Origin of the sequence: Planctobacterium marinum (genome assembly GCF_020687805.1) — a bacterium.
Taxonomy (GTDB): Bacteria; Pseudomonadota; Gammaproteobacteria; order Enterobacterales; family Alteromonadaceae; genus Planctobacterium; species Planctobacterium marinum.
This window is the reverse complement of record NZ_JAJEWQ010000002.1, coordinates 231,845-248,519: the sequence shown is the minus strand read 5'-3', so window position 1 is coordinate 248,519 and position 16,675 is coordinate 231,845. Positions and strand designations below refer to the sequence as shown.

Here is a 16,675-nt window from a genome sequence, read left to right as displayed (position 1 = left end):
TATTACAATTATGACAATTAAATTAATCTTTTGTGAATTTTTACCTAATTCCCAGTGCCACCAGTCGATCAAAAAAGCCAGCTAGCGTAACACTAACTGGCTTTTTTAACACTTTGCACCAGTGCTTTTTGACTATCCGGCGAATATGCCCTTCAGCATAAAGAAGAACATAATCGACAAGCCAGCACCGACAGGCAGTGTAATGACCCAGGAGACCACGATATTGCGAACCACACTCAGATTCAAGGCGGCTATGCCTCTCGCCATACCAACACCCAGAACGGCTCCTACCAGCGTTTGTGTCGTGGAAATGGGCAGGCCCGTTCCCGAGGCGATGACAACCGTAGACGCGGCAGCAAGCTCCGCGGCAAAGCCACGACTAGGCGTCAAATGGGTGATGCCATTACCGATGGTTTTTATCACCCGGTGACCAAACAAGGCCAAACCGGCTACAATACCCAATCCACCAAGCGGCAATATCCACCAGGCTAAGGCGGCTTTTTTGGCAATTTCACCACCCGAGTTAACCACACTGACAACCGCCGCCAAAGGTCCGATAGCATTGGCGACGTCGTTAGAACCATGCGCAAAGGCCATACAACAGGCGGTTACAACCATTAACACGGCAAAGACTTTTTCTACGTTGTTGTAGTGCATTTCCTTGTCGCTTTCAGGATCAAATTTGATGCGATTAATTGCCACTCTACCAAGCAGTCCTACGCTCACGGCAATCAGGATAGCCAGGGTAAACCCCATTTCAGATGACAGATCTAAACCAACGTGCTTAAGCCCCTTTTTGATGGTTACCAATGCAAGTACAAAGCCCGCTAACATCATATAAAAAGGCACATACCTTTTGGCATTGTCAAAAGGGCTGTCAGTATTGAAAATTAACTTTTGCGCACTGTTAAAGATAAGAAAAGCGATAAAGCCTGATATGGCTGGCGTAATTACCCAGCTGCCCACAATACCGGCCACTTTGCTCCACTCTACAGCATCAGCACTGACGCCAACTGCGGCAAAACCAACTATGGCACCAATAATGGAATGTGTAGTAGAAACAGGCCAACCAAGATAGGAGGCTAATGCCAGCCACAGGCCTGCCGCCAGCAAAGAGGCTATCATGCCAAAAACGAGTAATTCAGGTGAGTCCACAAAAAAGGCGCTGTCGATGATACCTTTTCGGATCGTAGAGGTTACCTCCCCTCCCGCCAGATAGGCGCCGGCGAATTCAAACACCATTGCAATGAAAATAGCCTGCTTAATAGTCAGCGCTTTGGAGCCCACGGAGGTCCCCATGGCATTCGCCACATCATTTGCCCCGATACCCCAGGCCATCAAGAAGCCAACGACAGCGGCAACGATAATGAGTATGTCGCCATATGTATTGATAATATCCATCGTTGAAAACCCTATTTAGCCAGCATTAATTCTAATCTGGAACCTACACGCTCCGCGACATCGGCTAGTCCACCAATGCCTTCAATAATTTTGTATAAAAACATTACATCTACCGGTGGAAGTTGTGCTTCCAGCGCGTGTAATTTACTGCGTAATTTAACCTGCAACTTATCAGTGTCGTCTTCGATCATATCCAGTTCATTAACCATATTTTCTACCAGGTTAACTTCCCGACCTCTGAATCCGGTTTCCAACAATTCATCCAGTTCGTTAATGGCTTTGCTGGCCTGCACTGTGGCATCAATGCATCGTTTCAGGTACACCATAAACTCTTCCTGAATCGCTTGTGGCACCAACATATGACGACCAAATACCAATCCGGAGACATCTTTCGCTTTGTTTGCGATCTGATCCTGGTGTTTTAACAGGTCCAGTAAGTCCTGTCTTTCCATGGGCATAAAGATACCGCCCGGAAGACTCATGCGTAATTCGCGTTTTATTTTGTCGGCTTCTTCTTCTACGGAAGAAATTTCTTTTTGAATTTTTTCAGCAACTGACCAGTCATCGGAAAATGTTGCTTCGAAGAAAGGGATCAACAAATTGCTGCATCTGGTCACAGTCAATATATGTTGTTCTATCGGTTTGAGCGGTGATTTTGCAAAAACCGCAAGAAATGAATTATTTGGCATATCAATCAACTCTTTTAGTGCCTATTTACCTACCAAGGTCTGAACCGGCGGCATGATATATTAAGTTAAGTTACAATCAAACGACAAATTGAAGACAGAATCTCAGTGTAGTACATAAATCGGTCACAAATCCTTAATTATTATCCCTTGCATGCCGGACATTTACGCCCTCCACAAAATAAATAATGTACTCGCAGATATTCTGACATCGGTCACCTATACGCTCCATGGCTCGCAACGCCCAAAGGACATCCAACCATCGGGAGTCCAGTTCTGCCCGTTGTTGCATTTCCTGCATCACCTGTAGGAGCAGTTCCTTGTAGTTCGCATCGACCTTCTTGTCTTCACCGTGAATTTGCCGTGCAGCCGTTACATCCATACGGGCAAAAGCATTTAGTGACTTTTGTAATATCTCTAATATCAGGTGTCCTGTCTCCACCATACCGGATTTGATTTTTTCTGAGGCGGGTAAACTGTACATGGTGATCATTTTGGCGATACGTTCAACTTCATCCCCTATTCGCTCCATGTCTGCGTTGATCTTGACGATGGTCAGTACCAATCGCAGGTCACTGGCAATCGGGTGTCGCTTGGCAATAATTCGCATGCACTCTTCGTCAATACGCATCTCCAGTTCATTGACTTTGTTGTCATCATGAACGATAGTTTCAGCGAGTCGTTGGTCATCAGTTCTGAGGGCAATTAACGTCTTACTTAATTGCAGTTCAACCTGACCGCCCATAGATAACAAGGCATTCCTCAGGTTTTCCAGTTCCTCATTAAACTTGCCTGATATGTGCGCAGAGAGATTAACGTTCATGCCTAACCAAACCTCCCGGTTATAAATGCTTCGGTTTGCTTGTGAAGCGGCATAGTAAACATCCTGTCGGTGAGTGAATACTCAATCAGATCACCTTTATTTAAAAATACAGTCTGTTCGGAAACCCTGGCCGCTTGTTGCAGGTTATGCGTTACAACAATAATGGTACATTTCTCTTTGAGTTTATAAATCAACTCTTCAATCATTAAGGTGGAGATGGGGTCCAGAGCCGACGTGGGTTCATCAAGCATCAAAATCTCCGGCTGCAGGGCTAGTGCCCTGGCAATAACTAATCGTTGCTGCTGTCCGCCCGATAGCTTCAACGCTGACTGAAACAGGATATCTTTGACCTCATCCCACAAAGCCGCCTGCATCAGTGAAGACTCCACAATGTCATCCAGAATCCGACGATCAGTTATACCTTTTATACGCAACCCGTAGACCACATTTTCATATACGCTAATGGGAAAGGGATTCGGCTGTTGGAACACCATGCCCACCTGTGTTCTCAGGGCGGGTATGTTCTGCCGCAAGCCATAAATATTGCGGTCATTGATATAGACCTTACCGGATACCTTAGCTTCCGGGTTGAGATCATTTAGGCGATTAAAACACCCGATCAGCGTTGACTTGCCACAACCACTGGGGCCAATTACCGCAGTAATACTGTTAGCTGGTATCGCAAGCGAAATATCCCGCAATGCGAATTTATCACCAAAGCGCAAAGACAAGTCTTCGACTTTGATGGCAATATTATCTGTTGCCACTCCGTTGAGACCTTTATCAGTAAACACTTGCCCGGCAACTCCTACGTTTAATGACCATATTTCTTTTGCAATCGGCTTCGCACCATAATCGCGATAAAATTCAGAATCAATACCACTGTTAATAACAATAAACAGGCGGCAAACATCATACCTGCGCCTTGTGGTGTCGACTGTCCCTGAAATGCGCCTTCATAAATAAACACCCCAAGATGCATAAACTGCCGGTCTAAATGCAGAAACGGCCATTGTGCATCAACGGGCAGTTCCGGTGCATAGCGCACAGCCCCCACCATCAGCATTGGCGCAACCTCACCGGCTGCACGTGCAATTGCCAAAATAATCCCGGTCATCAGGCTGGAACTGGCAACAGGTAAAACAATACGTCGAATGGTTTCATAACGGGTCGCTCCCAGCGCATAGCTGGAGTGGCGCAGTGATTCGGGAACCCGTCGTAATCCTTCTTCTGTGGCAACGATAACCACCGGCAGGGTAAGCAGCGCCATAGTTAGAGAAGCCCACAGTAGTCCCGGTGTGCCAAACGTGGGATTAGGTAAACTATCGGCATAAAACAGGGCGTCTATATTGCCGCCGACCTTATACACAAAAAAGCCCAATCCAAACACCCCGTAAACCACTGAAGGCACAGCTGCCAGATTGCTTACCGCAAGGCGAATAATGCTCACCACCGTATTGTTAGGTGCGTATTCAGTTAAATAGATAGCGGCCATAATACCCAGTGGTGAGACAAAGACTGACATGAGCAATACCATCAGCACCGTACCAAAAATGGCAGGAAAAACCCCGCCCGATTGGTTTGCGTCTCGGGTATCTTCAGATAAGAACAGCAGCAGGTTATTTTTAAATACCATCAGCTTTTGCCACAGAGTCATATCATTGGGATAGAACACCTGCCGGACGTGTTGCAGTTGCAGTTGCTGTTTTTGACCATCCGCAGAAAGCAATACTATTTCATAATTGTCCAGCGCCCTATCCAGTTCCCTGATGTCCTCTCGCAGCGACGTATAACGCGCTAACAGCGCAAGCATGGCCGGAGAATTTTCCGCACCACCTTGCATCCGCAACCGGGCAATGTCCTGGTTGATACTCAATAGCTCCCCTTCAACCAATAGCGACTTTTGCTTAACGATCACCGCTGTTGCGTCCTGCAACACCGCAAGTTGGGATAGCTCCACCACGTCCCCAGCCGCCCGTAAATATTGAGGCTGACTGAGTAAAAAGCGCCCGTCATTCAAATCGATTCTGGCAACACCGGATAAAGTGTGTTGCGCGATAATTTGCTCCGGAGACAGCACTAATTGGGTTTGATTACGAGCGCGCTCGTAGGAATCCAGATGCAACCATACCCGCTCGCCTTTGGTGCCGCGATGCCGCTCACCCGACACATAACCGAAAAGCGTTTTAGGTGAAGATCCGGCGCTGCTGTATTCCACGCTCTGTATCGTTTTTGGCCAAAAAAAGTTCAGACCATTACCAATCACTATAGCCAGCACCCCAAACAGTGCAAAAAACACAACGGCCAACGCCAGGCTTGAAACGAATTTCAACCATTGTTCTTTTATCGCCAGGAGAAAAGCCTGAGGAGTATTCATAATTGGTAACGATGCCTCAGCTTAATGCGTAAAAATTCGGCGCAGGTATTGAATACAAAGGTGAACAAAAACAACAGCGAGGCAACTAAAAACAATACCTGATAGTGTACAGTGCCGGGTTGTGCTTCAGGCAGCTCGATAGCCAGATTGGCAGTCATGGTGCGCATACTTTCCAGCAAATTCCAGTCAGCAACCGGTGTATTACCACTCACCATCAGCACTATCATGGTTTCCCCGATGGCCCGGGCAAACCCCAACATGATTGCCGACAAGATACCCGGCAGTGCCACCTTAAGTACAATTCTGACCAGCGTTTGTGAGCGTGAAGCCCCCATAGCAAAGGACGCCTTAGAGAGACTGGGGGGTACCTGGTAAATAGCATCCTCAGCGATGGTAAATACCGTTGGAACAATCGCAATCCCCATTGCGATTGCCAGAACAAAGGTACCTTTTAAATCAGTGCTCAATAAGCCACCGGTTTCGTTTTTCCAAAGCGACTGCATCCATTGGGGAACATCCATTAAAAATGCGTTAAACAGGGCCAAAAACACCAGTATCAAAACGCTAAAAAAGCCCAGTTCCCAGGCGCGAATATTGCGGTGCCGGTTGGCTTCGTTCAGCCATACAAACAACAACAGAAACAGGGGGCTTAAAACTAAAAACAACAAAACCGCGATCAAATAACTTTCGGACAATGGCAACAGCCAGATAGCCGCTAAAAAACCAATTACGACTGAGGGCACGGCCTCCAGCACTTCGATGTAAGGCTTGAGAAACCGGCGCAGTTTGGGTCCGGCATAATAAGCCGTATAAATAGCACTGCCGATGGCCAGCGGAATGGCAACAATAATGGCCAAAAATGCCGCCTTAATGCTCCCCATTAGCAATGGCACCAAACTGTATTTGGCTTGCGACTGGTCACTGGCCGATGTTGTTTGCCAAACATAATCAGGTTCCGGATAACCGTCGTACCATATTTCAGCCCAAAGGCTACTCAGGGAAATCACCGAGTCAGGATTCTTCACCCGCCAATGCTGCAATACCTCGCCTGACTGGCCCCACAAATCTGTCCCCTGCACGAACAGTGAGTCAAATTCGGGTAATTCGGATGTCTCGGCGGTTATTTCACCCGTTGTGGCATTAATAAAAAACTGCCGGTCATCCACGATGGCCAACACCAGATCGCCGGAGACATGAGCCAGCTTTTTAAACTGCTTACCCGGCAACTGAATGCTGTACAACATTTCCAATCGCATGACGCCGTTATCGTTTAGAACCGACCATTTTTCAGCGCGCAGTTGCTCATCCAGCAATAACACCGAACGATCCGTTGACAAACTTACCGCAGCAATGACGTCTTCCAACTCTGCGCTTCTGAAATACTGAATTTGTGACTCGCTGTCAGACGGTTGCAACAGTATTAAATGTTGCCCTGCGTACAACAGGTTTAAATTGTGATTATCGATTCTGAACGGTGCTGTACCCGGTAATAGCATATTGCGGATGTGCGCCAGCGGCTCTCTTGTTATCCGGTCGAAGCGCAGAAAGTGCCAATATCCCAGTACATCTTTAAGCAGCAATGACGCCTCATTTTCAGTCAGGTGGGCCTGCCATGGCTGTTTGGTTTCAGGTTGAATACTCGCGGGAAGACGCACGCTAAACACTAACTCTTTTTCACTTATGGCTGCGGTGTCCACCTGCCAGGCCCGCAACAAATTATTGTGATTGATCTCGAATAAAAAGTTACTGCCGTGAAACGCATGCCACTGACTGCGATAACAGGATGTCTCTGATTGTCCTGTGGCCCAGCTTCGTCCACCGCGAAGTGGCCAACTTTCCAGCGTATTGTCAAAATGGCGCTTCAGCAATTTGTAATGGCAATTATTGGCGCTGCTGAGATAAAAATAATCGGCATCAAATGCCGTTCTCGCGCTTATCAGGCGCGCTTCCTGCTGCAAAGGCATTTGGTATTGAAGAGTCAGTTGTGGACTGCTGAGCAACGGGCGTGTCACAGAGAATAAATGCCAGATAAGGAGCAACAACGTCACCAACACCAACCAACCGCCCAGCGTTATGGTCGCAGTTACACGCCGGTCTATTTTGACTTGTTGTTTTTGCAGTCGTGTTAAGTGATCTTTGGCCAAGGTTCTGGTACTTAATCGCTTTGTGGTGAAAATGGCAGGTCCGGGCATTCTGCCCCGGGGACCAGTCAGACGCATTTTCCTATTTAGGATGTGCCTGTTAAACCTTGAGAAGGTAACACACTTTATAAAAAAAATAATGACAATTTATTCGAGATCAAATTACCTCAATAAATGGGCTTGCTGAACGTCACTTGTGTCGTATAGTTACAGTAAGACGAAAGGAAACAGTGAGAAAAATATGAAGTCTATTGTTATCACGCTGGTAGGTAACGACAAACCTGGATTAATTGATTCCATTGCCAAAGCCATCGCAGCGGCAAAAGGCAACTGGCAAGCCAGTAGTTTTGCCCATATGGCCGGTCATTTCGCCGGATTTGCCGAAATCCAAATCCCGGAAGAGAACGAAGCGGCACTGTTGGAAAAGCTGCAAAATCATCCTGATCTGAAAATCACCCTGAGTCAGGGTATCAGTGCTCAAAAAACCGATCTTAAAAATGCCACCATAGAAATCGAGGCCAATGACCGTCAGGGCATTGTTCAGGAACTCACCAACGTACTAAACCGGTTTAACCTGAACATAGTCCAGTTTGAATCAGAATGTGTCAGTGCGCCAAACTGGGGAAGCCTGATGTTTAAAGCCACCGCAGAGGTAACATTGCCCGTCGAAGTTCAGACGGAAGATCTGAGAACCGCGCTGGAAGGCTTATCGGATGATCTGATGGTAGAAATTAAACTGTAACCGTCGGCAGCTTCGGTGATTTAACGTCCAAAGGCAACGAAGTGTGACGATTTGTAATAAAATCGTCACCATACTGCAAGATCATAAGTCACTCATTTTATTCCGGTTGTAACTGAAAAGCACATGTCCCAAGAACTAAGCCTGTATTATCCGAAAGAACTAAGTTGGTTATCCTTTAACGAACGCGTATTGCAAGAAGCCGCCGATAAAACCAATCCGGTGGTAGAGCGCATTCGCTTTCTGGGTATCTACTCCAATAACATGGACGAATTTTTCCGGGTTCGGGTGGCCGAAGTCAGGCGCCAATTAACGATTTTCAGCAATAATAAAGACGAACAAAAAGAGAAAGAAACCAAAGAGTTACTGGAAAAAATCCACAAAAAAATTCTGGGGCTGACCAAAGACTTTGACAAAGTCTTTAAAGATGTAGAAAAAACCCTGATGCGCTATAACATCCTGGTGATTGATGCCACAGAAGTGACTGAATTTCAAAAAGGCTGGCTGGAAGGTTATTTCAAGAACAAGGTTTTGCGCCATATCGCCCCGATTCTGGTACATCGCAAAGTTAACCTTGTAGAACGACTCAATGACTCCGGCAATTATCTGGTGGTGCAAATTCAGCGTCACGACAAGGCCAACCGCTACGCCATCATTGAAGTTCCCGCCCAAGATCTGTCCCGATTTGTGCTTATCCCACCGGAAAAATCCAAAAAGAAAAAACACATCATTCTGCTGGATGACATTATCAGACTGAACCTGGAACGCATTTTTAAAGGCTTTGTGGAGTTTGACTCGCTGCAGGCGTTCTCTTTTAAAATGACCCGTGACTCAGAGTACGAGATCAATGATGAAATTGACGAGAGTTACATGGAAAAAATGTCAGAAGGCATGAAACAACGCCTGATTGCTGAACCGGTGCGCTTTACCTATGACGAAAACATGCCGGAAGACATGCTGGAATTTATCAAGAAAAAACTCGGTATGTCATCGCTGGACAGCGTGATTGCCAGCGGCTCTTACCGCAATTTCAGAGACTTTATCGGCTTTCCTAATGTCGGTCGCGAATACCTTGAAAACCCTGAGCTTCCGGCAATTCACACCCAGGATTTTTCCAAATATGATACGGTGTTTGAGGCCATTTCCGCGAACGATACCCTGTTGTACTATCCCTATCATCGGTTTTTGCATCTGACCGAATTTGTCCGCCAGGCCGCCTTTGACCCGAATGTAAAACACATTCGCATGAACCTGTACCGGCTGGCCAGCAAATCCCGGATCATCAGCTCCCTGATTGATGCCGTAGATAATGGCAAGAATGTCACTGTGGTCATGGAGCTAAAAGCGCGATTTGATGAAGAGGCCAACATTGAATGGTCCAAGCGCATGACCGATGCCGGTATTCGGGTACTGTTGGGAATACCCACCTTGAAAATACACTCCAAACTGTGTGTAGTCACCCGGGAAGAAAAAGGCGAACTGGTACATTATGCCCATATAGGCACGGGAAACTTCAACGAAAAAACCGCCAAAATTTATACCGACTTCAGCTTGTTCACCCGCAATCAGGAAATCGCTACAGAAGCGGTCAGCGTATTTGATTTGATTCAGTATCCTTATCGCTCATTCAAGTTCAATCACCTGCAGGTGTCCCCCATTAACAACCGCACTAATTTGCAAAAGTTGATCCGCTCTGAAATTGCCAATGCCACTCAAGGCAAAAAGGCCCGTATCGACCTGAAAGTCAATAACCTGGTGGATGCCGAGTTGATTGATGATCTCTATCGTGCCAGTCAGGCAGGGGTGAAAATACGCGGCATTGTGCGCGGCATGTGCTCGTTAATTCCGGGGATTAAAGGCATCAGTGAGAACATTTCCATTATCTCTATCGTTGACCGATTTTTAGAGCACCCGCGCGTGGTGATATTTGAAAACGGCGGCGAGCCCAAAGTATATATTTCCTCAGCTGACTGGATGGCCCGCAATATGGACAACCGCATTGAAGTGGGTTGCCCTATCTATGATGTCCGTCTTAAAAAGCGCATTATTGATATCATGGATATTCAGTTTAAAGACACCACCAAAGCCAGGGTGATTGACGCAGAGCAGAAAAACACCTATGTTGCCCGCGGAAACAGAAAGAAAATTCGCTCACAGGTGGAAACCTATAAATACCTCACCAGTCTTGAAGATATTGTCGACACCTCAGATGACGAAATACCGGAAAAACCCCAGGACATTAGCTAAGGCGATGTGGCGTTCCGGGTAGCGATCTCCACAGAAATAACCTTTGGAATACACTATGACAGATCTTGAAGATGCCCTTGATGCCGTAGACAGCCGCGAAGTCACGCCGGTGGCTGCATTAGATATAGGTTCCAACAGTTTTCATCTGGTGGTTGCCCGTATTATGGCTGGCAGTGTCCAGATCCTGCACAGAGTGAAACAAAAAGTGCGCATGGCAGACGGTCTGGACGATGACTGCATGCTCAGCAAAGAAGCCATTGCCAGAGGCATCGCGGCATTAGAAGAATGCAAAGAGAGTATGCTGGGGTTTAAACCTGAAAAGGTGCGTATTGTGGCCACCTACACCCTGCGCAAAGCGATTAACAGCGGTGAATTCATCAGCGCCGCGCGCAAGGTTTTACCCTACCCGATTGAGGTCATTTCCGGGGTAGAAGAAGCCCGATTAATTTATCAGGGGGTCGCCCATACCAGTTCATCGGCAGGCAATCGGCTGGTGGTAGACATTGGTGGTGGTTCGACAGAGTTTATCGTGGGCGAAGGCTTTGATCCGTTATTACTGCGCAGCTTGAGCATGGGTTGTGTCAATTTTACTCAGCGTTACTTTTGCGACGGTGAGTTAAAAGAGAAGGCCTTTCAAAAAGCCATTACCGCCGCCCACCAGGAACTGGAACTGATCAGTGACAAATATCGCGCCATGGGTTGGGATGTTTGCATTGGCACCTCAGGTACCATTAAAACACTGGCAAATGTGTGTGCCGAGCTGGAAGGAAAATCCGAAGCCGGAAAAATCACTCATGACAACTTAAAAGATCTGATCAAGCATTGCTGTAATGCCGGCAAAGTGAGCAAACTGGGTTTAAGCGCCATCACCGAAGACAGGTTACCGGTATTTGCTGCCGGTCTGGCCGTACTTAAAGCCGTATTTGAGAGCCTGGATATTAACGAAATGGAATATTCCAGTGCCGCACTGCGGGAAGGCGTGCTTTATGAAATGGAAGATCGCTTACTGCATCACGATATCCGTCAGCGCACCGCAGAAAGCATCGCCACCCGCTATGATGTTGATACCCAGCAGGCCCGGCGGGTATTGCAAACCACGTCCCATTTGTATCAGCAAGTTAAAGAAGACTGGTCCCTGGGGGATTCAGAATTACAAAATATTCTCGGATGGTCTGCGCTGTTACATGAAGTGGGTCTGCAAATTAATTCCAGACGGGTGCAACAACATTCTGCCTATATATTAACGCACGCGGATTTACCCGGTTTTAACCAGGAGCAGCAAATATTGCTGTCGACCCTGGTGGCCTGTCATCGCAAAAAGTTCAGTGTCGACAATATTCCGAAGTTAGAGCAGTTTGAACAACAGCAGGTATACCACCTGATCAGCCTGTTGCGCATTGGCGCATTGCTCAATATCAAGCGCCAGGACAATCTGCTGCCAGACATTACGGCCAGTGTCAGTAAAGAAGGCCTGCACCTGCAATTTTCCGACGACTGGTTAGCCAATAAACCCCTTATTGAAGCCGACCTTGCAGTAGAAGCCAACAGACAGGACGCTTTGGGTATTAAACTTAGCTTCAGCTAAAAATATTGAGCTGGCAGCTTCATAATTCATCATAATTCTTACTCATGCCACGTTTGAAATAATGATGATAAAGCACGAAACTTGCAAAAGGCTATGGCCGTTGGTTTAACAGCATTCATACAAACATCCTTGTGCCAGAAGAATGTGCACACCCTTACCACTGTTAACCGAACTTCACCGGAGAGATGTGTTTGAAAACGATAGGTTACGTAGAAGACAATGATGCCATCCGAGAAAATTACGCAGAGTGCTTTACCGAAGCCGGCTTTCAGGTAACCGCCTTCGCCGATGCGGAGAGCGCCCTGGCTGCATTTAAAGCAGCCATGCCCGACCTGCTGCTGCTGGATATTGGACTGGGTCATCAGCGGGATGCCGGATTACAGCTCTGTTTGGAGATACGCAAATTCAATGACAGAGTACCGATTATCTTTTTAACTTCCCACGATAAGGATTATGAAAAGATTTCCGGATTGCGCCTGGGTGCCGATGATTACATCACCAAAGATGCCGATGTCGATTACGTCATTGTTCGTATCGAAACCTTAATGCGCCGTATTCAGGCATTACAAAATGCCTCCGCTGTTGAAGCGCCGCCCACAGCAGGCGAGCCAGCCAAAGAACTGGTACTGGATCACAATACCTATCAGGCATGGTGGCAAGGCACCTTGCTGGAGCTGAGCCTGACGCAGTTCTGGATATTAGATGAGTTGCAAAAAGGCGCCGGTCAACTATGTTCTCATAATGCGCTGATGAAAGCCGCCAATATTGTGGTAGAGCCCAATACGATTGTGGCTCACGTCAAATCTATTCGCAGCAGTTTTAAAAAAGTGGATGCTGATTTTGACAACATTCGTACGGTAAGAGGTGTGGGATATCAATGGCTCGAAAAAAGCCACTGAATGATATACCAAAAAACACCCATGAATTTATAGGTTCAGGAATTCAAAGGTTCAGGTGAACGCCATCAGGCAAAAACCTTATCTTTTATCCTGGATGGGTGCATAACACGATGAAGTTAACCATTCTTTCTGTCACTATTTGGCTAATACTCAGCTGGCCTCAGTTGAGCTACAGCAATGCGCTGTCTGAGCCTATAGTGTTTTCTGAATCTGAGCAGATCACGATTGCTCAGGGCCTGCCCTCCAATACCGTATTTTCACTGCAACAAGATGAACTGGGATTTATCTGGGTAGGAACGCCGTCAGGTCTGGGTTTGTTAGATGGCTATTCGGCCCAGACCTTTAGTCACCCTGCGCTTCCTGAGCTATCCATGATGAGTCCGGGCAATATCTATCTGGATAAGCAGGATGAATTGTGGGTGGGTACCTGGGGTAAAGGTATTAAGGTTATCAATCATAACCGTACGCTGCTGAAGGATTTTAGCTGGATAGGCGACGCACTGGCCAGCGAACGTATTCAGTCCATATTTCAGGCCAGTGATGACAGTATCTGGGTAGGAACGTTCGACAGTGGACTATTCAGGATCATTCCTGAAACCCAGACATTACAGGCCTGGCAACACCAGGCCGGACAGCCGGGATTAAATCACAATCGCATCTGGAGCCTGTCACAGGACAATGAAGGCAATATCTGGATTGCCACCTCCAATGGTCTGATTAAGCTAAACCCTCAGGATCAGAGCTTTGAAAGCTACTTCAATGCCAGTGATATGTCGGTGGCGGACAAACTCATCCGCACCCTGTTAATTAAAGACAACAGTCTGTGGTTCGGCACCAACCTGGGGTTGTTCAAAATGGATTTGAACACTAAAAAAATTGAAAAAATGATGCCGCCCGGCCGAGATATTATTTCTGTTAACCGCATCGTCGCTCACAATGACTCAGGGCTTTGGATTGGTACCTTTTCCGGCATTTTTTACTATTCACTGCAAGCCGAAGCGTTTTTCAGCTTTGAAGACGGGCAATACAGTTATTTAGCGCAAAAAGATATTCGCGATATCTGGGTAACACCCAGGGATGTATTACTGTTAGCCACCCGCTACTCCGGCATATACAAACTCAACCTGCGCCCTAAACCGGTACAACAAATCCAAAATCAGCATTACCTGGATCAGAACAAACTACAAATATGGGAAATGGCCCGGGATGACGAAGGCAAAGTCTGGGCTGGAACCAACGACGGCATAATACGCTTTGATCTGAACAGCAAAAGTACACTGTCATTACCTCCGGTGCTGGAAAACACCATTAATGGCTTAACCCTGTCAGTGGCAATTAGCCAAAATAAGCAATGGCTATGGATAGGCACGGTAAACCGACTTTTTCGCTACGACCTCATCTCCGGTGAATTGATTTCCTTTAATGAGCGACTGGGTATCAATCAACTGAACCATATTCGCTTGTTTGTGGATAGCAAAGATAATCTGTGGGTGAATTCGGCACATCAGGGGGTGCTGATGGTTGCCCCCGACGGAACTGCGACTCATTTTCACACGGGGGCGCCACTGCCCTACAAATTACCGGATAACAATATTGCGCAACTTGCAGAAGCCACCGACGGCGCGTTGTGGTTAATAACCGGCAACAGTGAGTTATTGTATAAACGTCCACAAGATGACTTTTTCACGCGTTTGCCACTGAGGTTCTCTGCCGGTGACGAAAACGCGAATTACATCGCCACCAGTTTGCACAGCCACCGTGATAATTTTATCTATGTCGGCACCTATTCCGGCTTACTCAAAATCAATCGCAACTCAGGGGTTACCCAGCGCCTGACTATCAGTGATGGCCTGGCAAACGATGAAATACGCGCCATCACCTCTGACTGGCCAGGCAACCTATGGGTATCCACCGGCACAGGCATAACCCGCATCAGCGCCGACGGTACAGAAATGCGCAGTTTTGGCAGAATTGACGGCCTGAGTAGCCCTTCCATGAATCTGCGTTCGATACTTAACTGTACCGAAAGTATGATGTGTTTCGGCAGTTCAAACGGCATCAATTACATTGAAGAAAACCTGCAGTGGCAAGGTGACCACAATGAAAACATTGTCATTTCAAACCTTTGGATCAATCAGGAAAAGCAAGATTATCCGGCCACCGGCGACAACTACCTGAATCTGATCCTGCAGAGCGATGAACGCAATATTAAATTTCAGTTTGGGAAAATTGATCATCGCCCTGCTGCCACGCACGAATTATATTTCCGTCTGGAGGGCTTCGACGATAAGTGGTATGCCAGCGATGTTTCGCGCATCGCCAATTACACCAACCTGTTGCCCGGTAGCTATGTATTCGAGGTAACAGACTCGCCAACCCACTACCAAAAGCACAGCAGTGCCAAAATAATCGTGGAAATCATCCCGCCGTTCTGGTCCAGGTTGTGGGTCCAGGTGGCCAGTGTATTAGGTTTATTAACCCTGTTAACCATAGGCTATCGCACCCGCATCAATCAAATTCGCCGCAACGAACAAAAGCTCAATAAGTTGGTAGAAGCGCGTACCCGCAACATGGCGTTGCTGGGGGATATTGGTATGGAAATCACCCGTTCTCTTAACTTTCAGGAAATTTTTTATAACCTGCAAAAACACCTGAAGTCTATCCTGACCGAGCATGACTTTATGTTGGGGCTGTTAAATGAAGAAAAAAATGCCCTGAAATTTGATTTAGTGATCAGTAATTTTGAATCCCTGAGCCGTCATGCCATCAGTTTGTCTGAGCATCCCAATATCTGTGTGCAGTGCTTTAAAGATAACAAAGAGCTGGTGATCAACAGCGCAAAAGACCGGGTAAAAGCACTGGAAAACGGCCTGAATTTATCCCCGATGTTGGACTATCAATCTTGTGCCTGTTTACCACTGCAAATTAATGGTATCGCCACCGGCGTTATTTTTGTGCGCAGCCGTCACGAAAACGCCTATGGCGAATATGAGCGTCAGTTTTTACGTACCATTGCCGCATATACGGCAGTGGCATTAAAAAATGCCCGGTTTTATCAGGAGCAGAAACAAACACACGAAAAGCGCATCACGTGGCTGGAAAACATCACTCATTACCTCAATCACGAAATGAAAAACTCCATGTTGGGAGCACAAACCTCACTGAACATGCTCAACCGCAAAATCAAAGATGTCGAATTGCACAAGTATGTTGATCGCGCCGAGAAAAGCCATAAAGAAATGCGTAGTATTATGAAAGCCGTCAGTGAAACCACATCGCTGGAAGCCTCTATTATGCAAACCACATCCATAGAGTTTGAAGTTAGTCAGGTGGTCTCAGAGCGACTGGAAGACTACGAAGCCATTTATCCGCAGGCATCTGTGGTAGGGCATATTACCCCGTTTGTATTTATTCGCGGCAATGACGCATTGATCACTCAATGTCTGGATAAGCTGGTTAATAACGCGATAGAGCATTGTCAGGCGGATACCGATATCGAGGTCAGAGTTGAGTTGCTCGACAGCAACTGTGTTATTTCTGTCGCCAATATTGGTGACCCATTGCCGGAAGACGTGGATGATATGTTTAACCTGTTTACCTCTTCCAAAACGGATGCCCGCAAAGGAAACTTTGGAATGGGCCTCTATGTAGCCCGGCTCATCGCAGAATTTCACCATGGTCAAATCACCGCTGGCCCGCTGGTGAAAGGTTTTCTGCAGGGTGCTAAATTTGAACTGCGCATCCCGATTGAATAACACTTAATCGGTTTCGCGGTTC

Annotated in this window: 11 protein-coding genes; 5 read left to right on the top strand and 6 right to left on the bottom strand. The window is 46.9% G+C overall.

The annotated features are described in order from the left end of the window. Nucleotides 1-132 precede the first annotated feature (132 nt). The 6 genes from LJ740_RS06425 to LJ740_RS06400 all read right to left on the bottom strand — a co-directional run bounded on the left by LJ740_RS06425 (nucleotide 133) and on the right by LJ740_RS06400 (nucleotide 7,506). Nucleotides 133-1,401 carry an inorganic phosphate transporter gene (locus LJ740_RS06425; RefSeq protein WP_229528251.1) on the bottom strand — a complete coding sequence of 423 codons (1,269 nt, stop codon included), beginning with the start codon at nucleotides 1,399-1,401 and terminating at the stop codon, nucleotides 133-135. An 11-nt stretch (nucleotides 1,402-1,412) separates the two neighbouring features. Next, nucleotides 1,413-2,090: a TIGR00153 family protein gene (locus LJ740_RS06420; RefSeq protein ID WP_229528250.1), complete on the bottom strand. Its 678-nt coding sequence runs from the start codon at nucleotides 2,088-2,090 to the stop codon at nucleotides 1,413-1,415. 133 nt (nucleotides 2,091-2,223) lie between these two features. Next, nucleotides 2,224-2,910 (bottom strand): phosphate signaling complex protein PhoU, encoded by a 687-nt coding sequence (gene phoU, locus LJ740_RS06415; RefSeq protein WP_229528249.1) that lies wholly within the window; start codon nucleotides 2,908-2,910, stop codon nucleotides 2,224-2,226. 2 nt (nucleotides 2,911-2,912) lie between these two features. After that, nucleotides 2,913-3,704 (bottom strand): phosphate ABC transporter ATP-binding protein PstB, encoded by a 792-nt coding sequence (gene pstB / locus LJ740_RS06410; protein ID WP_229528248.1) that lies wholly within the window; start codon nucleotides 3,702-3,704, stop codon nucleotides 2,913-2,915. A 20-nt stretch (nucleotides 3,705-3,724) separates the two neighbouring features. Continuing rightward, on the bottom strand, nucleotides 3,725-5,242 hold the full coding sequence (gene pstA / locus LJ740_RS06405) for a phosphate ABC transporter permease PstA (protein WP_229528247.1): 1,518 nt from the start codon (nucleotides 5,240-5,242) through the stop codon (nucleotides 3,725-3,727). A gap of 41 nt (nucleotides 5,243-5,283) precedes the next feature. Next, nucleotides 5,284-7,506, bottom strand: coding sequence for an ABC transporter permease subunit (locus LJ740_RS06400; RefSeq protein WP_229528246.1), 2,223 nt, complete (start codon nucleotides 7,504-7,506; stop codon nucleotides 5,284-5,286). Nucleotides 7,507-7,669: 163 nt separating this feature from the next. Here LJ740_RS06400 and LJ740_RS06395 point away from each other — a divergent pair, with 163 nt between their 5' ends. From LJ740_RS06395 to LJ740_RS06375, 5 genes are all read left to right on the top strand, one after another. After that, the gene (locus LJ740_RS06395) at nucleotides 7,670-8,170 is read left to right on the top strand and encodes a glycine cleavage system protein R (RefSeq protein WP_229528245.1); all 501 of its coding nucleotides are present in this window, start codon (nucleotides 7,670-7,672) and stop codon (nucleotides 8,168-8,170) included. Nucleotides 8,171-8,293: 123 nt separating this feature from the next. Next, a complete protein-coding gene (gene ppk1, locus LJ740_RS06390; protein ID WP_229528244.1) occupies nucleotides 8,294-10,414 on the top strand; it encodes a polyphosphate kinase 1 in 2,121 nt (706 codons plus the stop codon). 55 nt (nucleotides 10,415-10,469) lie between these two features. Beyond that, a complete protein-coding gene (gene ppx, locus LJ740_RS06385) occupies nucleotides 10,470-11,999 on the top strand; it encodes an exopolyphosphatase (RefSeq protein ID WP_229528243.1) in 1,530 nt (509 codons plus the stop codon). Between the two features lie 191 nt (nucleotides 12,000-12,190). Continuing rightward, the gene (locus LJ740_RS06380) at nucleotides 12,191-12,898 is read left to right on the top strand and encodes a response regulator transcription factor (protein ID WP_229528242.1); all 708 of its coding nucleotides are present in this window, start codon (nucleotides 12,191-12,193) and stop codon (nucleotides 12,896-12,898) included. 110 nt (nucleotides 12,899-13,008) lie between these two features. Further along, complete coding sequence (locus LJ740_RS06375; protein WP_229528241.1) at nucleotides 13,009-16,653, top strand: two-component regulator propeller domain-containing protein; 3,645 nt, start codon at nucleotides 13,009-13,011, stop codon at nucleotides 16,651-16,653. The last annotated feature ends 22 nt before the right edge of the window (nucleotides 16,654-16,675 follow it).